This window comes from Brevundimonas terrae (assembly GCF_011761985.1).
Lineage (GTDB): Bacteria > Pseudomonadota > Alphaproteobacteria > Caulobacterales > Caulobacteraceae > Brevundimonas > Brevundimonas terrae.
In genome coordinates, this window is record NZ_JAASQT010000001.1 from 21,264 (window position 1) to 41,717 (window position 20,454).

The window sequence follows — 20,454 nt, forward strand, 5'->3', positions numbered from 1 at the left end:
ATTCCTTTAAATGCTTGTCAAATCCCGCCGTGGATCAGGCCGGCTTTCGATCTGGTTCGGAAATAGTTCTAGGCACCGTGAGCCTAGGGTAATCCTGAAGCAGCGGATCTTGATCAGCGTCGAATCCATCGCCCCGATCTCCTGTAACCCAACGGTCATCGACATAGATCCAGTCAACCAGAGCAGGACAAGGAGTTGACGACGGATATTTAAATCGATCCGCACTGAATGCCTTCCTACGCTTGTCCGCCCATTCGCTCTTTTCAGAGAAAGCAGCAATTGTCCGGAGTCCTGCGTCAATGGCAGCTACTGCTGCATCGTGCGCGACGCTTGCGACGCGGTCCGCTTGCAACACGCCCATCTCCGCGCGCCATTCCTTTTCAGCGGCAAGCGCGTCGTAAATCGTCTCCACGGCTTGATCGAACGAAACATCGGAGTTCGAGGCGTCCAAGGCTCGCAATCTAATGCGGCGCCGACCATGCGGGTCATCGCCTTTCACACCGCCGCCCGCTGCTTCCGTGTGGAAGATGAGTGGCAAGTGGGCCACAAGTTCGAGGGGCTTGTCTTGATAATGCGGACGCGGCTTCTGGTCAGATGTCCTCATGAGATCGAGGTCGGCGATCACCATCGCCGCCTCACCTCTACCTAATGGCCCCGAGTGTTTCTTAGCTCCAATCTGGAATATACCTGGAGCAATCCCCCAATACGGCGACGTCGGCGGCTCTGTTTCGCGCCACCCATCCAGCCCGATGAAGCAGCTCTCTCCGCATGCGTAATGAGTCTCCACAGCGTTGCAGAAAACGGTAACGAGGCCGGCGGCGAGATACTGGTTCTGGCCAAAGATGTGATAGTCCGCTGACCGTGTGGTCATCGCAGGTAGGACTATAAGGGTCCTCTGAAGTCGCTGCCCACGCCACAGATGCTGGTCCGTATCGCCCTGAATTTTTTGCCTGTTGCGGTAGGAAGTCCACTTCGCGAACTCATAAACGTCACAGGTCAAATACTCGAACGGAGGTGTCGTATTCTGCACCAGTCCGTATCTTCGTGCGAGCACCTCGTTCTCGTCGATAATGCCGACAAAGTTGGCGCTACTGGCATGCGGGAACATCTCCGAGCAAATGAGCTCCAGGGAGAACGATGCGAGGTCGAATGGACTGTTTGCGTCTTCTAGCAAGGGGCGCCAAGGCTCGTTGACGGGCGGGCGGATGAGTTCTCCAGCCGCAGCAGACGGATACCGCTTACGACGGACGGCAACCTTGACTCTATCTCCTGCACGGCTGCCTGCGGGGACACGGAGGCAGGTCAGCAGCGCCGTGTGATCATCGAACCGATCCCGACCGACGGGTGTATTCTTGGTGTTCACACTGAGGTAGGGCTCGCCTCCAGAGTTTTGGTAGTCGAGCTGGGTCCCTCCTGGAAGACGGAAGGTGCCGCACCAGACGATAATCGGCGCAGCCGTCTGTTTGAGTTGCCGAGCCAGCCAATTCACCGTCTCCGGTCGCAAGCTGTATTCTGGAAGGACAAGTCCATCGACACCGAAGTCGATGCAGGCGGATAGCGCCGCTTTTAAAATCGCTCGTCGGCGATACTCGGTCGTCGAAGCAAATGCTCCGCCAATCTTGAGATCCTTCTCGTCAACAATGGCTCCGGTTGATTTTAGAAGGCCCTCGTTACGTCCCAGTTTTGCTCCAGGCGCCTCATAGCTGTCGACGACGTCCCACTGGAGTAGCGCGACCCTCTGCCGGCCGAATCCTTTGTAGCCTGCGCGAACCCTCCAAGCCTTCTGCTGCAGCTGTCGAATGACATTGATCTTATCGTCCGCAAAATCTCCCCGCTCGATTGTTGATCGATTGGGACGCGAGTTTGGAACGGGTCTGGTATCGTCCATACCGACCACAGGGGCGTCCTTGTCTGCAGAGAGGCTTGCAAGGTTCAATTGCTCAGTATCTTCGGCAGCATCGGAATTACCAACTTCCTGGCGTCCGAAGGCCGTAGCCGAGAGCTGGCGAGAGACAAGATGCAGCCCGAGCAAGCGTTCACCTGCCCATGTTAATGAATAGGCGTACTGCATCCGTCCCGAGACTTCGCGACTTTCAGTCGCGATGCCCTTTTCTCCGCGGATGTGAGCGATATCTACCTGCCAGTCTGAAATTCCTATGGAGGTTCCGTCGGACAACCGAACCGTCTGCCGGCCCGTATAGGCATCTTCACCACGTGGATTCACGCCAGATCGGCATGTAGTTACGCTTAAGGTGGCCGCTTCTGTGAGTTCGCGTAGTGTTTCGCCGAGGTCTTCCGGCCAGCCTTCATAAATCTCAGCGAAAGCGTCCCAGGGCCATTCGTCACTGTCCACCACTGCAGACGATGCCGGGGCGATTGCCTTCAACAGCACAGTCAGGGCCTTCTCTGCTCGTTCAAGCTTCAATAGATCCATGGGCCAAAGGCGCGGACGAAGGCCGACTTCATCATCGTCGACCACCAAGACCTGTAGCAGGGTCGCCGCCAGCACAACCCAACCTGATGGAGATATGATGTCGCGAAGCCCTCTCGTTCCGGCGCGGGTTCCTAGGACGATCTCGGAGAATACCTCTAGGAGCCTTTTTATCTGCACGTCGGCCGCGGGGTCTAATGATCTGCTGTCGTCGACTAGGCGAATCTCCGATCCCACAACATCGTGGAGCCATCCTTGAGCAATTCGAATAGATGAGAGGCGTTCGAGAACCGTCCGATCTAGGCCGCCAGCTAACTCGAAGACCAGTGCGCGAAGGTCGGCCACGACACCGAGAACTTCAGCGCCCAGAGCCAGAGATCGAAGTGGATGCGCCGCGCCCTCTCCCAAGTCCGCTAGATGAAGGCGCAGTCGAGTGGCTACAGTGAACCAGGCTAGGGCGGTGCGCCGATAGGGTGCACTTGGCTCCTCCACAGTCGCCCAATGTACAGCAGCCTCAGGCACGGCTCGCATCGCACGCCTTGCCGCTCGCGCCAGAAGACTTACCGGTGCCCCAGGAATCGATAGGTTGTCAGACCCATTGACCCTCTCGTTCATGAACAAGCCTTCGCTTAGGGCTGAAACAAGGTACGCCGCATCTACGCCAACAGTTCCTTCCCCAAACCGCTCGAGGAGTCTGAGCCCCCGCTCGATCCGGGTTGGCATGTTCTTGCCGGGCTTAATCTCACCTGGCCCCCACCGATCAGCACCAGATAACCGCGGCAAAACACGCGAAAGAATTGCTTCGCGCCTGTGAGTATCCCGCTCGAGCCGAGCGGACGCTTGAGCCTCAGCTCCATCTTCATCGTCGCCTGGTACTTGGTCGCGACCGCAGAGATCGCGGATAGCCCAGCCGAAGCGCCAGAAATCAGCGCCTTCAGCGAAGACACTTCGAGCCTCGAGTGCCTGCCCAGTCCGAACAAAAGCGTGCCCATCCACGGTCGTCGGCGAAGCGGTCCACGATACCATTCGGTGATCACAGATCGCGCCGTTATCTAATCTGGCAAAGAAAGAGAATACCGTAGGAACAGAAATCGCCTCCCCAGCATCGTCGTCGAGCTTCCTCCAAAGGGAGAAGAAGGCTCTATAGGTCTCGGCAATAAGGCGCGGGGTCCAGTCCTGCGGTCGGATGAACACTGGCTCACAGCCGGCAGGGAGATTAGCGGTCTTCAGCACGATGCTGGAGTTCAAGACGCTTTCCCTCGTGACCCATTCGACGCCGACTGGATCATCGATATCTTCGGACGCTTTAGCGAGCAGAAGTTGTCCGTCTGGGCGCCAGAGAAGGAGACCATGCGTCTGCAAACCCGGAGGCGAAGGTAGAGGCCTCGCGTCTGTGTGACCCGCGATCATGCTGAGAAGATGGGGGCGTCTTTCGGCCACCTCGGCAAACTTACTGTGAGTAAGGTTGACGAGGGTGGCAGCAGCATCAAGCTCCAACTGCGTAGGTTTAAGTAGTCCCGCGCTGTCAGTGTCAGGACTCCAAATGCGGAGGATCTGGTTCACTGACGAAACGATGTGCTCAGGATCAGCAAGCAAAGCTTCTGACAGCGGCAGAAGCTCCTCTGCCTGTCCTCCGATGCGCCCCAGTCTCTGAAGCTTGACGATGGCACCATGAAGTTGGGCGAAAGCGACACTAGTGGCGTTAGATCGGGTGACCGTGATTTCGCTTGGACCGAAGATCCGACGATCAAACCGATGCAGTGACCATAAAAGACCACTGTAGAGGGGCTGCTCCTTTGCAGTGCCGTCGGTGTACTTACGCAAGGCCCCCAGTTCGACTTCGCCATTTCGAGCTACGATCTGGGCGGCGAGCTGCCCAATCATGCAGATCTGAGTTCGGACATCGTAGCGCCGAAGGAATGAGCCTTGCGCATCCTCTCCGAACGCCGAAACCAGCGGCGTGAAAACATCCTGAAGCACCGCGTGCGCCAGTGCTTGGGTTCGCGCAGCTATCTCCTCACATGCAGCGTCGGGCAGCATTCCGCTAGGAACGGAAAGGCGGAGCGCCCTGTCGAGCCCTTCAATACAGGCCAACAAAATATCGCGTCGGGGATCGCCATCAACTACCAGCAGAACGGCAGGATCGACTTCTCTGACAAGACTCAAGAAATCGCCTGCAACCTGCTCGACTGCCACAGGCGTGCCCGATGCAGCCAACGTCCAGAGGCGCCTGTAAGCGCTAGCCCGATCATTAAACCTGAGGTCTGGTGCCTGAAGTGCCCAGCCGATCCGAGATATTGTCCGCTCAGAGTTGGCCGGGTCATCCAACTCTGGATCGTACAATAACCCAAGCGCCGTCTTTCTATCGATGTCACCCGCCTCTGCGAGGGGGTCCATAGCCTCGGTCGTTGGCAGATCAGCCAATGGCCCCGAGAAGCCAAATCCCGCCCTGTTGTCTGTGATCCACGCCCTTGCCTCCTCACGAGTCATGGGCGGCGGAGTGGCGTTTTTCCGATTTAGCGACAAACCGAGAGTGGCGAGATGCGCCTCGATCTTTCTTCGCAAGAGTGATGCAGTAGAAAGGTCTGCGCACACGATCACAATGTCATCGACGTATCGCGCATACGCCGCCCCACAGGCGTCCCGATCAGAGAGTGCAGCGTTAATCTGGGCTATCTCCCTTCGCATCAGCTCGTCCAGTTCGAACAAGGAAATGTTTGCAAGGTAGGCAGACAGATCGGGCCCTTGTGGGATGCCCTTGAGCGGATCTTCTTCGACTTCTTGCCCTGTATCCGGGTGGCGATGTTTCAACCCAAAGGTGTGCTTCAGAAGAAAATCTGTTGTCGCCTCTGCTCGTCTCTCCGGACTCTCTGAGGCTTCGGGACGGAATAGCTTTGCGAACGCGCCTACGCCACCGTCAGAAGCCGCCAGTGCAGAGATGGCCGCTGCAAGTGGTCGGGTCAACGCATCTTCAACCGCGTCGCGTCGAATGTTATCGTAGAAACCAGCTACGTCGAGACGAAGAATTTGGAGCTCGTCGTGGTGGAACGCCTTAATTTTGGATTCCACAAAATCGATGAATGATCGCCAGCAATCGAAGTATGGACGGAACGGACCCTCCCGGCGGGGCGGTGCCTCCCCGTTCACGATCGCCATGTCTATCTGGTAGGCGAAGCTAACTGGTTCCGCATCATGATCAGACCCAGTACAGTAGATTACACCATCACCATCTCGATTTAACGCATACCGGACCGCCGGCACATTCATCTCAAATGCCGGACAATCCGGACGAGTGCGCAGAAGTTCGATCAGAATATACTGCTGGATAAGCGCGTCTTCAGCGACGGGACCCCGTTTCAGGCGATAGCGTCCGCCTCCCTTAGGAATTTCACGTGCGAGCAACGTCGTCGATGGTCCGTCTCCAAGCTTGAGCCTTTGTGCATGAAGATGTAGCGCCGTTGATGCCGCCGCTCCAAGACGATCCCAAGATGCATCGTCGGTGGGATACTCGCGCCTAGACGTTGACGACCGCGCGAGCGTCAGAGCGGTGAGTAAATCCGCTGAGGTGTCGGGCGTTGAACGGAAGGACGTGTCCTGTAGAAGCGACGGACTCCTTGACAGAGCTGGCTGAGCATAGACGCTCACCAGCTCGGCAAACTCGACAAGGCCCGAGTCTCTATCCGATGTCGTTAGCGAGGCGGCAATCTTCGTCCAACCTACTCCGGCAATTGATTGAGCGATGGTGCGCGCAGCGGACGCGCGTTTCAGACGCGAGACCGAATCCCACTCAATGGCGCGCGGATCCAGCGCTAATAAATGGGACGCTAGGAACGTGAGTGGCTGTACTGACCAGTTGCTCAAGACTGACGTCGCCGCCTGACGATCAAGCGCTCGTAGCGCCGTATCAGGGTCGATCTTTTTTCCATCGTCCTCAGCGGGCCAGATGACGTCAAGGCTGAAGGGCGCTTCATCCTCCAACATTCGTAGGATCGCCAGTGAAGCGTCGTAGGCACCAAGCCGCCCAGCCTCGTCACGATCGAGAAAGATGTGAATGTTAAGTTCGCGGCCAAAACGAGAGGCTACGATGGCTAGGCCCCGCAGGACATCGAGCTGTCCTGGCGTCATCCGGGCACCAAGTATCCCCACGGCGTTGAAGCCCAATGCTTCGAAACGCAAGGCGTCGAACAAGCCTTCGACGATGTAGAGATCGAACGGCTGCCCGTCGGAGTTTACATGTTCCGATTCCAACCGCCGCATGACGGCATCCGCCCTGTACAAGACGTCTCGCCGAGGAAAGCCGTAAGAGTAGAGATACTTCGGCTTATTGTTCGTAAGCGATCGCGCGGCAAAACCGGCTACGACACCGCGCTCATCATTGATCTGGAAGACTAAACGCTCGCCGCTGAAGAAGCCGCGCAAGCCCTCCTGCCACAACTCTCTAACTTCTCCCTCATCGCGGCGACGAGCGATCCCCGCAGCGACAAGAGCTTCTTCAAGCACTCGATCTTTGCGCGCTTTTTCGATAAGTGGTGTGAGACTTAGGTTGGCCACACCACGTTCCCGAAGCCACGCTGGGTCGAAGCCCCGTTCGACAGCGTAGGTAGCCCCCGCCTTAGCCCGAGACGACGCCTTCTGGATTAACTCGCTCAGCTCATTCCCGCCCGCGCGCCGATCAGATTGAGCTACCAGCCCTCCGGGAATATCTTCCCCCATAAGACGAGCTAAGCGCGTAACCGCCTCACCAAATGTAAGATTTTCATAGGTTTGGACCAGCTTGATTGCGTCACCGTGAGCGCCGCAGACGAAGCAGTGGTAGTGGCCTCGTTTCCCGTTCCGTGAACCGTACAAGCTTAAGGAAGGATCTTTGTCGTCGTGGAACGGACAGATCGCCTTGCGCGGCTCCGCCTGGCGTCGTTCGACTTGTAGACCTAAGCCCACCGCCACTTCGACAATGTTCGCACGCTCCACTAGTCGAGCGATTATTTCCGATCGCTCTGTTGCTGATCGCGCCATCTAAACTCCCCCGAGCTCTCAACCATTTCACGCAAGCCGGCGGCTATGACTGGCTCACTCCACACAGTTAATAGGCTGATCACGTAAGATTGGATAGATAATGGCGTTCGGTATTCTATAGAGCTGACTATCACCTCATACTGCCGATGTTAGTGATCCAGAGCTGATGTACCCAACGACTGGCTAGCAGCGGACCTTCCCAACCGCTGCTATGAGTCACTAACGGTCTTTCTCGGAGGCCTAGGTCCGGTACTTTAGATGCACAGGGGCCGATTTGGCGCTCTATATTCGGTACATCGGATGCACTGGGCCATTCTCATTGGCCTAGATTCGGCACTTCAGATGCAGAGGGGCCGAGTTGGCGCTCTAGATTCGGTACATCGGATGCACTGGACCATTTCGCTGGCCCAGATTAGGTACTTCAGATGCAGAAGGGCCGGTTTGGCACTCTGAATTCGGTACATTGGATGCACTGCGCCATTCTCGCTGGCCCAGATTCGGTACTTCAGATGCAGAAGGGCCGATTTGGCGCTCTGAATTCGGTACATCGGATGCACTGGGCCACTTCGTTGGCCTAGATTCGGTACATCGGATGCATGTGCCATGGGCTGACACGCCCTAAGCATGCACGTCAGAGTTCCTCGTAGGCGGTCTCTAGGAGTTTCAATCGTCGCGGCAGGATGGTCTTGATCGCATCATGGGCTTCTGAGTGGAAATCGTTTGGCATGTCGGCCAATGCCCTATCTGGTGCCGTCGCTGCACCAGCCAGGATCTCGTCAACTACCCTTCGCATGGCTGCCCGACCTAGGCCCGCAGCCTTGCCGCTCTGGATGAAGTGACGCCCGAGGACATTGTCGATCCGGTAGTGCGGCGACGCCCCAGCCGAGATGGCCAGACGGAAGTCCTTATGGAGGATCTGCTTCGCATCAAAGGCCGGTTGGGCCGTTAGCACATCATAAAAGGGGGTCAGCTGGAACCGTCCGCCCGGCCTCAAGAATAGGCTGAAGTTCTTGGCGTGGCCGTCCGTGGCACCGGTCAGCCAGAACAGAATCTGGCTGCGGAAGAAGGCCATCCGGTCTCGGGCCGGATCGTCGGCTTCCTGAAGACGATCGAGGATGTCCTGCATCCCCGGTCCTCCGTAGGACTGGTACTTCTGGCTGGAGGGGATGGACAGCGCCTGGCACATGTCTTCCTGAGGCAGGCGAAGCAGCCGGCCGTCCGACCGCCAGACTCGATCAAACCGTTCCACAACCAGCACCCGCCTTTTACCGAAGGTCGCGATCTCGGTCTTCGCCGTCTCCAGACCGAAGGCCCGCAGAAGGGCGAGACAGTAGTGCTCGTTGTCGACACTGTGACTGAGATCCACCTCGCCTGACGCGGTCGGTATGCGGCCCAGCTGGGGCTTCAGGATGTGCGTCGTCGGCGTGGATCCGATCGGTCGTTTCCATTGCCCCTCATGGAACAGCAGGGCCGTCTTCTCCTGCGCACCAGCGATGGAAATGCGGAAGCCTTCGTCGGGATCGACGCCAAGCGGGGCCCGGGCGAGATTAGCAAGCAGGGTCTCGATCCCGGCGTTGCTAATCGGCTCCGCCTCGATGGCCCCCGAGGTATCGATGTCCAGCCCGTCGGGGAGGAACTGCATCGCGCCAACGCAGTCCCTGCCGATTTCCGACAACAGGCTATAGGTGTCGACGCCTTGGGCCCCGGTCTTCTCGGCGACCTGTTTGCGTGCCGCAGGATTGTCCGGCAGGAGGTTGTCGAACACCGCATTGACCGCCGCGCCTCGAAAGGCAGCCTCTTGCAGGGGCAGGGACAGAGAGATCGGGAAGGTCTGCTGCCAATCCATCCAGTCGCGACTGTACTGGAAGAAGACGGCACCGTCGGCCTCTTTCTCTAGGCGACCAACCTGCCGACCGTTGATCAGGACGTTCAGAGGCACATAGGCCCGACGACGCCCCATCAGAAGATGTCCTCGATATCACCTGAAGAACTGCGCGACCGGGGCGTGAGCGTCATTTCCAGATCGAGCGCCGCCAGCAGGTCGTAGATGGTAGCGATCCTGGAGCCGGGCGCGCCGCTCTCGATCTTCGAAACCATTTCTTGTCGAGTGCCAGCGAGATCAGCCAGTTCGGACTGGTTCAGCCCCTTGGCTTTCCGGCATCGCTGGATGAAATCCCCGAGCTGGCGGGGTGAACGCGCGAGCTGTTCCATACGGCCTCTCCTATGCGCCATTCAGCATAAACCAGATTTATGGCGCTTTCAACATAAAGTCTAAATATGCTCTTTTAAGCATAAATATTGCATATGCGCTTATCGACATAAAATACTGAAACTGGATCAAGAGCTAAGCACCAATTGGCTCTAGGCCGCGTGCCGAGATTGCTCGCTAGTGCCAAACGAAACGCCAATATTTTCCCTCGCTAGGTATCGCCCCGCAAACTCACGCAAACGGTCAGCACCGAGGGCGTGCGGCGTTAAGATCATCCGTGAGGCAGCATCCCAGAGAGCACTGTCCAGATAGCTTGCCGTCTTTTCTGGACCGATCAGGGCGAGCACCTCACGTCGGATATCTGGATTGGGAAAACATGCGACAACAGGGGTCGCCTTTGGCGACGACCTGAGAGGCGCTCGAGAGTCTTTAATGGGTTTATAAAGGTATTGTCGGCCATCCATGTCCGGTTTTTTGGTCATGGGTGTCCGGTTTTTGGCGGGATAAGAGGACGCTGGTGTCCGCTTTACTGTCTCCGTTTGAGGAGCCTTTTGGGTGCAGTCCGACGCCTTCGGGCGGAAGAGTTCGATACCAGTGGGGACCGTAGCGAAGTAACGGTTGGTACGCCCCCTACCCTTCTGGACCTCGATGTCGAGGAAACCCGCTTTCTGAAGCTCTGAGAGCAGGCGACGCAGTTGGCGCTCGCTGACACCCAAAAGCTCGCTCATGCTGTCCTGACCGCGCCATGCGCCGCCCTGAAGCGAGTTTAGGTCATGGAGGATCTGGCCCGCCACAGCCTTGGCCGGAAGCGATAGGCCCGGCGTGGCGCTGAGCAGTTGGTGCCAGGCCAGTTTCTCGGCAGTGAAGTTGTCGGGGTCTAGGCGGCGGCTCATTGGGCGGCCTCCGCGGTTGCGGTGCGAGCCTGAACGCCGTAGAAAGGCACCTTGCTTGTGCCTTGTCGCAAGTTGTTATGGACCCCGTCTAGCGCTGCAACGCTGGCGGGGTTTTTCATGGCTGAAACGCCCCCGCGCTCGTTAGACAATTGGGTAAAAAGCCTTTTGAAATCAAAGACCCCTATTGGGGCCATTAGACAAGCTAACTGATTGATTTCCTTAAACGAGAGGACTTCCTCTCTGTCCGCCACGGTTCCTCAATCAAAACAGATGCTTGGGTGTCGCTTTGGGCACACTTTTGGGCCCACCTGCTCAATAGAGTGGTTGGCCGGAGCGGATGCGGGCGATTAGGGTTTCGAACTGTTGCTGCTTTATGCCGCCGGGGATCAGGATACCGTTGACGACGAAGGCGGGGGTGCCGCGTAGGGCTAAGGCAGAGGCCTCGACGGTGTTGCGACGAAGTACGGCGTCGATGGCGGCACGGTTCTGGGCGAGGTCGGTATCCAGACGGGCCATGTCGACACCGGCTTCGGTGGCCAGACGGCGTGCGGTTGCATCGCTGTCGATGCGGCTGGGCGCGCTCATAAAGGCCTTGTGCACATCGTGGTACTTGCCCTGATAGCCCGCAGCCAGCGCCAGACGGGAGGCATTCTCGGACACTTCGCCGAAGATGGGCCATTCCTTGTACAGGATGCGAACCTTGGGGTCTGCCGCCAGCAGGCCCTCCAGTTCGGGGATCATCATTTTGCAGTACTGGCAGTTATAATCCATGTAGCCGATGATGGTGATGTCGGCGTCCTCGGCACCGAGGAAGGGCGTGGCGGGCGCTCTGAGCAGGGCACTAAAGCCCACATCCATGACCATGGCACCGCCGTTCTGGGGCGGGCTGTTGGCATCTGCCGGACCACAGGCAACCAAGGTTGCGGCGGCGACCAAAGCGGCGCTGAGCGGTACGAGCTTCATGGATATCTCCTAGATCGGCCCGCAAAGATTTGGCGGGCTTTAAAATACTGCCCCGCCGTCGCCCTTCCGGCTTAAGTCAGGCTTAAGACCCCTTACTTCAGGCGGGCGATCTGTTTGGCGATCTGCTCGGGCGCGATTTCGCCCACATGGGCGTGACGCAATGTGCCATCGGCATTGAGGAACAGGGTCACAGGCAGGCCCACCGTCCGGTAATGTCTCTGCACCTGCATGCCCTGATCCAGCAGGACATGTTGCATGGTGATGCCTTCCGTCTCGAGGAAGTCCTGCACCTTCTGCCTGCCCTCGCCCTGATTGACCATCACGAAGCGCACATCGGGATTGGCCTGTTCGGCCTGTTCCAAAGCGGGCATTTCGCGGCGACACGGCGCGCACCAGCTCGCCCACAGATTGATGACGGTGGGGCGGCCATCGCCTTGGGCGAGGATGACAGCAGGTCCGTCCAGTGGCTCAAGCGCGATATGCGGCGCAGGCATGGGCTCGGTTGCCGATGCCAACTGATAGATGAGAGTGAACACAAAGGCACTGACGCCCGCTGGCGCGATGGCCCATGCGCGTTCAGTGGTGGTTTTCAGCAGGACAATACCGGCCACCAGTAAAACCGGCACGACCCAGACCCACTGAAAACCGCCCTGCCAGACGGCAAGGATACGCAGGGGATCATCGTGGAAATACTGCCAGTTGCCAGCCACATGGCCCAGACGGGCCGCCGCCAGTCCGGCAAAGACGACCACTGTACTCCAGAGATTGAACCGCTCGCTGACCCGCGATGCCAACAGGCCCGTGCCGATCATGAACACGAAGACGCCGGCGATGATGGCAAAACGCTCGCCCGACAGGACCAGAGGACCGAGTTGCAGAGCATTCATCGCGGCGCTTCTCCGGCCATTTCGATGCCCTGTAACATAGCCTCGCGGGTGATCTTTCCGACCAGACGCCCTGCGGTGCGCTCGGAACCTTCGGCCCCCACAAACACCATGGTTGGAGGGCCAACCACGCCGTATTCGGTCATCAGGCCGCGCACCTCGTCGGTGTTTGATGTGACATCGACCTTGATCAGATCAGCGCGGCCCAAGGCCTGAACCACTTCGGAAGCGGGCAAAACATCGCGCTCAACCGCTCTACAGGTCACGCACCAGTCTGCCGTGAAATAGACGACGGCGGGCACACCGCGTGCGGAGGCACGCTGTAGGGCGGCTTTCAGTGACGCGCCGTCCTCGACAATCGCGGCAACCGGATAGGGGTCGGTTTCCGTTGTGCCGTTCGATGATCCGGCGCTCAAAGCTGATAGCGGACGCCAAGGATCATTGGCCCCCAGCGCCACACCGGCCACAAGCAACGCGCCCCACAATCCGGCGGCCATGGCCAAGGCGCGACAGGGCACTGACAGTGCTGCGTGCCCTCCTTTGCCGAGGCGTACCAGCGCCGCCGCGACGGCAAAGGCGATCAAGGCCCCCGACACCATCACGGCTTCAACAGGCAGAATGCGCGACAAAAGCCACCACGCCATGATCAGGAAGATGAAGCCGAAAGCCGCCTTCACATGGTTCATCCAGACCCCCGCCCTGGGCAGGAAACGGGCACCGGCTGTGCCGAACAAGACCAGCGGCACGCCCTTGCCCAGACCGAGGGCGAACAGGGCCGATGCCCCCAGAACGACGTCGCCCGTCTGCGTGATATAGAGCAAGGCACCGGCCAATGGCGCGGTCACGCACGGTCCCACAATCAGGGCCGATGCGAACCCCATCCCCCCTGCCGAGAACAGCGAGCGTTTTCCGGTTCGCGCCGGTCCGTTGAAACGGTCCATCCACCATCGCGGCAGGCTGAGATCAAATCCGCCCAGCATGGACGCCGCCAGCACCAGAAACACAGTCGCAAAAATGCCGATGGCCCAAGGCGACTGAAGGGCCATTTGCAGATTCTGGCCCGACCATGCCGCCGCAACCCCCAGCGCCGCAAACGCCGTCGCCAGACCCAGAACATAGGCCACAGACAGGAAGAAGCCTCTGCGTGTGCCGCTGGTCCCCTGCCCGATCACTCCGGCCAGAATGGGGTACATGGGAAAGACGCAGGGCGTGAAGGCCAGCAACAGACCAAACCCGAAGAAGGCCGCCAATATCCATATCTGGCCGCCTTGGCGTTCAAGGCGCTCGATCATCGTTTCTGGCATGACTTCCGGTCGTGCCTGCTCTGCGGCAACAGGCGCATCCAGCGCAACGGAAGCGGTTTGAGGTTCCACAACCTCGGCGGGCGCAGCCTGCTCGTCGATTACCGGCGCAGGTTGGGGCATCGGCGCGGGTTGAGGTACCGGCTCCGGTGTCTTGGCCGGTTCTCTGGAAACGACAGGTACCGACGGCACCTCGACATCCTGCGTCGTCGGCGGGAAACAGACCGAGCCGTCCTGACAGCCCTGATAGGTCACCTGAACCCTTGCCGGATTTCCGGCGCGGGTCAGGGCTTGGGATCCGATGACGGCCTCGCCGCGATCGAACCAGACACTCACCAGCCCGAAACCCGGATCGTCCTTTTCCATTCCCGACGACAGGGTGGCGGCCAGCACCTGCCCGTCGGTCTTCACCTTGGTATGGTCACGATACAGATAGTGCCCGTCCGCTATGGTCCAGCGAAGACGCAGGCTGCCGTCGGCCTGTCGCTCCGCACGCAGGACAAAGGCTTCGTCCGCTGTCAAAAACTGGGCAGCGTGGGACGAAAGCGGCATGATGGCGATAGTGACCATAGTCACAATTATCGCCGCGACATGGGATAGACGGCTGGAAAGGTTCATCCGGTGGCCCTCGCCGCCACAGCTTAAGCCAAACTTAAGCCCACAGTGTCAGCGGTCGCGTCATGAGAGTTCTGGTGGTTGAAGACGATCCGGTCATTGCAGACGGTCTGAGGATCGGCCTGCGGGAGCGCGGCTATGTTGTCGAGCTGCTGCACACGGTCGAGGAAGCCTTGGCTGCGCTGGAAACCACGCCGTTCGATGCGGCCATACTCGATCTCGGCCTGCCGGATGGCGACGGGCTGGATGTGCTGCGCTTCATTCGCTCAAAGGCGCTCGACACCAGTGTCATTGTGCTGACGGCGCGTGACCACACCGTCCAGCGCATCGAAGGACTGGATACGGGGGCCGACGACTATATCGTCAAACCGTTCGATCTGGATGAGCTGGCCGCGCGTCTGAGGGCTGTGCGTCGCCGCAATCTCGGCCTGTACGAGAATTTCGTCACCCACGGCGCGGTAAAGGTCGATCCGGTTTCGCGTCAGGTCTGGCAGGAAAACGAAATCATGCTCCTGTCACGGCGCGAGTTCGACATCCTCTATGCGCTAATGGAGCGCCCGTCACAGGTGCTGTCGCGCAGCCAGCTCGAAGAACGGCTCTATAGCTGGCAAGAAGATATCGGCTCCAATGCTGTCGAGGTGCACATCCACAATCTGCGCGCCAAACTAGGCAGCACCTTTATCCGCACCGTGCGCGGCGTGGGGTACACCCTGCAATGACCTCCATGCGGCTTCGTATCTTTCTGGTGCTGATCCTGATGACCTCGCTCGTCTGGGGCGGGTCGGTTGTCTGGGTGCAGTTACAGACCCGCGCCGAGGTTCAGCGCGTGCTGGACCGCCGCCTGATGGAGTCGGCGGGAATGGTTTCGTCCCTGATCGGGGAGGGTCAGGTTGTGCCGGTTATCCGCCCCCCCGCCCCGGCAACAGGTCTTGGCGATGGCCAGAAACTGTCCTGCCAGATCTGGACTTTGGGCGGTGATCTGGTGGCCAAATCCAACAGCGCCCCCACCCAGATGCTGGCCACATCCGAGGAAGGGTTTTCACAGCGCACCATCAATGGCGAGACATGGCGGGTCTATACGGTACAGGTGCCCCGCACGCCCTATTGGGTGATGGTCGGCGACAGTCTGGCGGTGCGCGACGGCCTTGTCGGCAGTGTGGTCCAAGGCCTGTTATTGCCTGCCTTGCTGGGCCTTGTCGTGCTGGGTTTTCTAATCTGGGGCGCACTGGATGCAGGTTTGCGGCCCGTCCGCAGAATGGCCGCCGCTCTGGTCGGGCGCGATACGAAAACCCTGCCACCGCTGGACCTGCCCTCCGATGCGTCGGAGCTGCATCCGGTGGTGCATGCGGTCAATGACCTGATGGCCCGTGTCATGGCCGCACGCCAGCGTGAAACCGAGTTCACAGCCGCCGCTGCCCACGAACTGCGGACCCCTCTGGCCGGTATCCGCATACAGGCTCAGGTCGCGGCCAGCACTTCCGATCCGCAAGCCCGTGCCGATGCCCTGAAACTGATCCAGACCTCGGTGGACCGGACCGCCCGTCTGGTCACCAATCTTCTGACCCTCGCGCGTGAGGACGAGGCATCGCCCCTGAACGAAGGGGACAGGCGCTGGCTGACACTGGGCGACCTACTGGCCCCGCTTAATACAGACAAGCGTCTGCAGATCATTGGCAGCGAGCGAACCCTGCATGTCGTGCCGGCACGGTTTGAACTGGTCCTCAGCAATCTGCTGACCAATGCCATCGCCCATGCCCACCAGACCATCCGGATCGCCATTGAAGACCAAGCAGACGGTCCCGTCCTGATTGTCGAGGATGACGGTGTCGGCGTCTCGCCAGACGAACTGTCCAAACTGGGCCAGCGTTTCTACCGTCCCGCCAACTCGCGCAGCGACGGCAGCGGCCTTGGCTTGTCCATCGCCAAATCCGCCGTCATCGCCCATGGCGCAAAGCTGGGTTTCACAGCCTCCCCCCTCGGCGGTCTCCGGATCGAGATCCACGAACTGGCTATCAGATAGCCAGTCCTTTGGCCCTCATCGAACCGTCAGGCGTTTTCGCCGAACGGGTCGTCGAGGCTGTGGGAGGGTTGGGTGAACCAGACGGGGCCGGTTTCGCTCATGTAGAAATGGTCTTCGAGGCGGACGCCGAACTGGCCGGGGATGACCAGCATGGGTTCGTTGGAGAAGCACATACCCGCTTGCAGCGGCGTGGTATCGCCGCGCACCAGATTGGGGGCTTCGTGGATATCCAGACCGACGCCGTGGCCGGTGCGGTGCGGCAGACCCGGCAGGCGATAGTCGGGGCCATAGCCCAGACCGGTCAGGTAATCACGCGCCGCCACATCGACGCTCTGGCACTCGGCACCGATACGGGCGGCCTCGAAGGCCAGAGCCTGGGCTTTTTTCTCGTGGTCCCAGACGCGGCGGAATTCGTCACTCGGTTCACCGAACACATAGGTACGGGTGATGTCGGAATGATAGCCATCCACCAGCGTGCCGGTATCGATCAGCACTACATCGTTCTTTTTCAGCGCGCGGTCGCCTTCGCCACCGTGGGGCAGGCAGGTGTCATCGCCAAACGAAACGAGGCAGAACCACGAGCCGCCTTCGCCGCCCAGTTTGCGGTGTTCGGCATCAATGAAGCGCTTGACCTCGGAGGTCAGCACGCCTTCCTGCAACCAGTGGCGGGTGCGGCGCAGGACCTCCAGCGTGATCGCCTTGGCACGGATCAGCAGGGCGATCTCTGTCGCTGATTTCACGCCGCGCTGGGCCACGATCAGCGGCGCACCATCTACCAGACGCTCCGCACCCATGGCGCGGGCCATGCCCAGCCAGACAAAGGTTGCGACCTGATCATCGACGGCCAGACGCGCATCGGGGGCAACCGCGCCCGCGACCAGCGCATAGGGGCTTTCTTCTTCTTCCCATGTCAGGATTTCGCCCGCGACGGCATAGTCATTGCCCGTCACACCGGCAATCTTGTCCAGCTCGAAGCGGGGGCAGACATACTGGACACGCCCGTCGGCATGCACCAGCGCACCGGTCAGCCGCTCTGACGGGTGCCAGTCCAGCCCCGTATAGTAACGCAGCGAATTGGTTGGCCCCAGAAGCATGGCCCCCAGACCATCAGCCTGAAGTCGCGCCGCCAATGTGCGAATGCGGGCGTGGCGTTCCTCGACGGAGATGGGGGCGGCGACGGGAGCTGAGAAGGTCATATTCACTACGCATGTTTAACGGGTTTGGCTGTGTGTCTCACCCTTGCGGTTGTCCTGCAAGGGCGGCAGCCAAACGTCGAACATACCGTGATCCAGCTCAGGCCCTATCTAGCTCAGGCCTTGGCGAATGGCTTGGGAATAGGGCGCGGTGTCCGGCAAGGCGCGGGCGGTTTCGGTGATGTGGGCCTTGGCCTTGATGTCCGTCAACGGGCGGTCGTTTTTGATCACGCCGAGGTCATACAGATAGTCCTGCGTGTGGCCCGACAGCAGGATGCGCCAGTCCATCGGCAGGCGCTTTTCCACGGTGCGGGCAAGCTTCCAGATCACGGTCGTGCAGTTGGTGGTGATGGTCTGGTAAAAGCGTGGCTTGGCGGCCAGATCATTGCCGAGGCCGACATAGGACAGGAACAGGGCCTTCCTTTGCGCAGGCGTCATGGTCAGCGGGAAGATGGACACGTCCTCGTTGCGCGCATGGGTGCGCAGCTTGACGATGTCCTCTTCGGTGGCCCCGATCAGGACCAGTTCGAACTGTTTGAAGAAGCCGCCGATTTCGGAAAACTTCTCGTGCTTTTCGCGGCGGATTTCAGCGGAGAACACCACATGCTGGCCGTCCGAAAAGCCGAAGCTGACCATAGTGTGGGCGATGTGGGGGCTGGCCCATACGGTGCTGATGAAATCGACGGTTTCAAGTTGATCCAGATCGACCGTCTGGCTGATCCAGCGCTGTTCGCCATCATCGCGGGTGCGCCAGCGAAAGTCGCGCACATTGGACAGATGCACGGTGGAGCCTTGGATATCGGCCACAACGCCGTGCGACAGTTCGGGGGCCCAGTCACGCACCTGTAGCGGGCGAACCTGCGCCCAGCCCAGAGCGACGACAGCGACCATGATGGCAAGAACCACCCATGCTCGCCCGCGCCCCATCAAGGACACCCAGACCTGAACCGCCAGCATCAACAGCGGGACGGCATAGGCCCAGACGCCGATGAGCGGCCGCAGTTGGTAATGCACGGCCAGCGCCGTCCATGCCACCACCGGCAGGGTCACAAGCAAGCTGCCCCACGCCCATTTCGCGCCCGATGCCCGCGTCTTAACCGCCGATACTGTCACGCAATCCCCCTTGGTCAGCATCCGTCATACGACAGGAACGCCCTGATGCGCCACGGTGCGAAACCGCTGCAAAAAGAAAGGGCCGAACCTTTTCAGGTCCGCCCCTTCCCGCATCAAGAATGGACAGGATCAGGCGGCGAGCACACTGTTGGCGGCGCTGATGACGGCGCGGGCCGAGGCGGTGGCGACGTCGCTGTCCATGCCCGCACCAAAGACGGTGCGGCCATCCTTGGTCTTGCACTGGACATAGGCGGCGGCGCGGGCGTCGGTGCCAGCGCCGATGGCGTGTTCCTGATAGTCGATGATTTCGAACTCGGGGGCGCCCGCCTCGCGGATACCGTCCAGCAGGGCCGAGATCAGGCCATTACCGCGACCCGAGATCGGCGTCACCTTGTGGCCGATCTTGACGTCGCCGGTGAAGACGCGTTGGCCGTCGCTCTTGGCGCGGCCTTGTTCGCTAAAGGTCATCAGTTCGAAATACTGCGCGCCTTCCAGACGATAGGCCTTTTGGAAGGCATCCCAGATGTCGGCACTGGTCAGTTCGCGGCTGACCTCGTCGGCCTTTTTCTGAACGGCGCGGCTGAAATCGGCCTGCATGGCCTTGGGCAGTCTCAACCCCTTGTCCTGTTGCAGTACCCACGCCATGCCGCCCTTGCCGGACTGCGAGTTCACACGGATGACCGCTTCATAGCTGGCCCCGATATCGGCGGGATCAATCGGCAGATAGGGCACGTTCCAGAACTGGTCGTTGCGTTTTTCCTGCGCTTCAAAGCCCTTCTTGATCGCATCCTGGTGCGAACCGGAGAAGGCGGTGAAGACCAGCTCACCGGCATAGGGATGGCGCGGATGGACGGGGATCTGGTTGCAGTATTCGACGGTTTTGACGATCTCCTCCATGTCGGAGAAGTCCAGTTCCGGCGAGACACCTTGCGTGTACATATTGAGCGCCAACGTCACCAGATCGACATTACCGGTGCGCTCGCCATTGCCGAAGATACAGCCCTCGATCCGGTCGGCACCGGCCATCAGGCCCAGTTCGGCCGCGGCAACGCCCGTGCCACGGTCATTATGCGGGTGCAGAGATATGATCGCGGCCTCGCGGCGTGACAGGTTGCGGATCATCCATTCGATCTGGTCGGCATAGATGTTGGGGGTCGAGCATTCGACCGTCGCAGGCAGATTGAAGATGATCGGCTTTTCAACCGTCGGCTCCAGAATGTCCTGAACGGCCTCGCAGACCTCCAGAGAAAAATCCAGTTCGGCGGTCGAGAAGGTTTCGGGAGAATATTCAAAACGCCAGTCGGTGTCGGGGCGTTTCTCGGCCTCTTCGCGCAGCATTTTTGCGCCTTCGATGGCCAGTGCCTTTACCCCGGCGCGGTCCATATTGAACACGACTTCGCGCCATGCGGGGGACACCGCATTATACAGGTGGACGGTGGCGGTACGGGCGCCTTCCAGCGATTCAAACGTCTTCTGGATCAGGTCGCGGCGGGACTGGGTCAGCACCTGCACCATCACATCTTCGGGGATGCGATCCTGACGCACCAGACCCGAGATAAAGTCGAACTCGGTCGCGCCCGCCGACGGGAAACCGACCTCGATTTCTTTCAGGCCGATCTTTACCAGCATGTCGAAGAAGCGCTGCTTCTTGTCGGCATCCATCGGGTCGGCCAGCGCCTGATTGCCGTCACGCAGGTCCGTGGACAGCCAGCGCGGGGCCTTGGTGATGGATTGCGACGGCCACTGACGGTTTGGCAGGTCGATTTGGGGGAAGGCACGGTATTTTACCGAGGGGTCGCGCAGCATGTGTTGCGCCTCT

12 protein-coding genes are annotated in these 20,454 nt (G+C 59.8%); 2 read left to right on the forward strand and 10 right to left on the reverse strand.

Annotated features, from left to right (window positions below):
• Window positions 1–34 precede the first annotated feature (34 nt).
• The 7 genes from FHS64_RS00140 to dsbD form a co-directional block, all read right to left on the reverse strand.
• Complete coding sequence (locus tag FHS64_RS00140; RefSeq protein ID WP_167173910.1) at window positions 35–7,444, reverse strand: CHC2 zinc finger domain-containing protein; 7,410 nt, start codon at window positions 7,442–7,444, stop codon at window positions 35–37.
• 631 nt (window positions 7,445–8,075) lie between these two features.
• Entirely contained in the window at window positions 8,076–9,404 is a 1,329-nt protein-coding gene (locus tag FHS64_RS00145) for a type II toxin-antitoxin system HipA family toxin (protein ID WP_167173912.1), read from the reverse strand.
• Window positions 9,404–9,655, reverse strand: coding sequence for a helix-turn-helix domain-containing protein (locus tag FHS64_RS00150; protein ID WP_167173914.1), 252 nt, complete (start codon window positions 9,653–9,655; stop codon window positions 9,404–9,406). Before FHS64_RS00150 ends, FHS64_RS00145 begins: the two co-directional genes overlap by 1 nt.
• A gap of 150 nt (window positions 9,656–9,805) precedes the next feature.
• Window positions 9,806–10,546, reverse strand: a complete 741-nt coding sequence (locus tag FHS64_RS00155) for a helix-turn-helix domain-containing protein (protein WP_167173917.1) — start codon at window positions 10,544–10,546, stop codon at window positions 9,806–9,808.
• Window positions 10,547–10,858: 312 nt separating this feature from the next.
• Window positions 10,859–11,509: a DsbA family protein gene (locus tag FHS64_RS00160; RefSeq protein ID WP_167173920.1), complete on the reverse strand. Its 651-nt coding sequence runs from the start codon at window positions 11,507–11,509 to the stop codon at window positions 10,859–10,861.
• Between the two features lie 92 nt (window positions 11,510–11,601).
• Window positions 11,602–12,396, reverse strand: a complete 795-nt coding sequence (locus FHS64_RS00165) for a TlpA disulfide reductase family protein (RefSeq protein ID WP_167173923.1) — start codon at window positions 12,394–12,396, stop codon at window positions 11,602–11,604.
• On the reverse strand, window positions 12,393–14,270 hold the full coding sequence (gene dsbD / locus FHS64_RS00170; RefSeq protein ID WP_341771033.1) for a protein-disulfide reductase DsbD: 1,878 nt from the start codon (window positions 14,268–14,270) through the stop codon (window positions 12,393–12,395). Before dsbD ends, FHS64_RS00165 begins: the two co-directional genes overlap by 4 nt.
• 104 nt (window positions 14,271–14,374) lie before the next feature.
• On the opposite strand from dsbD, the gene FHS64_RS00175 reads away from it, so the two are divergent.
• Window positions 14,375–15,028, forward strand: coding sequence for a response regulator (locus tag FHS64_RS00175; protein WP_167173928.1), 654 nt, complete (start codon window positions 14,375–14,377; stop codon window positions 15,026–15,028).
• Window positions 15,029–15,033: 5 nt separating this feature from the next.
• Entirely contained in the window at window positions 15,034–16,329 is a 1,296-nt protein-coding gene (locus FHS64_RS00180; protein WP_243862650.1) for an ATP-binding protein, read from the forward strand.
• A 26-nt stretch (window positions 16,330–16,355) separates the two neighbouring features.
• Here the strand turns inward: FHS64_RS00180 and FHS64_RS00185 are convergent, their stop codons facing one another.
• The 3 genes from FHS64_RS00185 to leuA all read right to left on the reverse strand — a co-directional run bounded on the left by FHS64_RS00185 (window position 16,356) and on the right by leuA (window position 20,441).
• Window positions 16,356–17,525 (reverse strand): M24 family metallopeptidase, encoded by a 1,170-nt coding sequence (locus FHS64_RS00185; protein WP_167173934.1) that lies wholly within the window; start codon window positions 17,523–17,525, stop codon window positions 16,356–16,358.
• A gap of 108 nt (window positions 17,526–17,633) precedes the next feature.
• Entirely contained in the window at window positions 17,634–18,635 is a 1,002-nt protein-coding gene (locus tag FHS64_RS00190) for a lipoprotein N-acyltransferase Lnb domain-containing protein (RefSeq protein ID WP_167173938.1), read from the reverse strand.
• A 129-nt stretch (window positions 18,636–18,764) separates the two neighbouring features.
• Window positions 18,765–20,441 (reverse strand): 2-isopropylmalate synthase, encoded by a 1,677-nt coding sequence (gene leuA / locus FHS64_RS00195; RefSeq protein WP_167173941.1) that lies wholly within the window; start codon window positions 20,439–20,441, stop codon window positions 18,765–18,767.
• Between the last annotated feature and the right edge of the window lie 13 nt (window positions 20,442–20,454).

Coding starts and splice junctions, on each gene's coding strand:
- FHS64_RS00140 (WP_167173910.1), bottom strand. CDS start 7,444: ATGGCGCGATCAGCAACAGAGCGATCGGAAATAATCGCTCGACTAGTG.
- FHS64_RS00145 (WP_167173912.1), bottom strand. CDS start 9,404: ATGGGGCGTCGTCGGGCCTATGTGCCTCTGAACGTCCTGATCAACGGT.
- FHS64_RS00150 (WP_167173914.1), bottom strand. CDS start 9,655: ATGGAACAGCTCGCGCGTTCACCCCGCCAGCTCGGGGATTTCATCCAG.
- FHS64_RS00155 (WP_167173917.1), bottom strand. CDS start 10,546: ATGAGCCGCCGCCTAGACCCCGACAACTTCACTGCCGAGAAACTGGCC.
- FHS64_RS00160 (WP_167173920.1), bottom strand. CDS start 11,509: ATGAAGCTCGTACCGCTCAGCGCCGCTTTGGTCGCCGCCGCAACCTTG.
- FHS64_RS00165 (WP_167173923.1), bottom strand. CDS start 12,396: ATGAATGCTCTGCAACTCGGTCCTCTGGTCCTGTCGGGCGAGCGTTTT.
- FHS64_RS00175 (WP_167173928.1), top strand. CDS start 14,375: ATGAGAGTTCTGGTGGTTGAAGACGATCCGGTCATTGCAGACGGTCTG.
- FHS64_RS00180 (WP_243862650.1), top strand. CDS start 15,034: ATGCGGCTTCGTATCTTTCTGGTGCTGATCCTGATGACCTCGCTCGTC.
- FHS64_RS00185 (WP_167173934.1), bottom strand. CDS start 17,525: ATGACCTTCTCAGCTCCCGTCGCCGCCCCCATCTCCGTCGAGGAACGC.
- leuA (WP_167173941.1), bottom strand. CDS start 20,441: ATGCTGCGCGACCCCTCGGTAAAATACCGTGCCTTCCCCCAAATCGAC.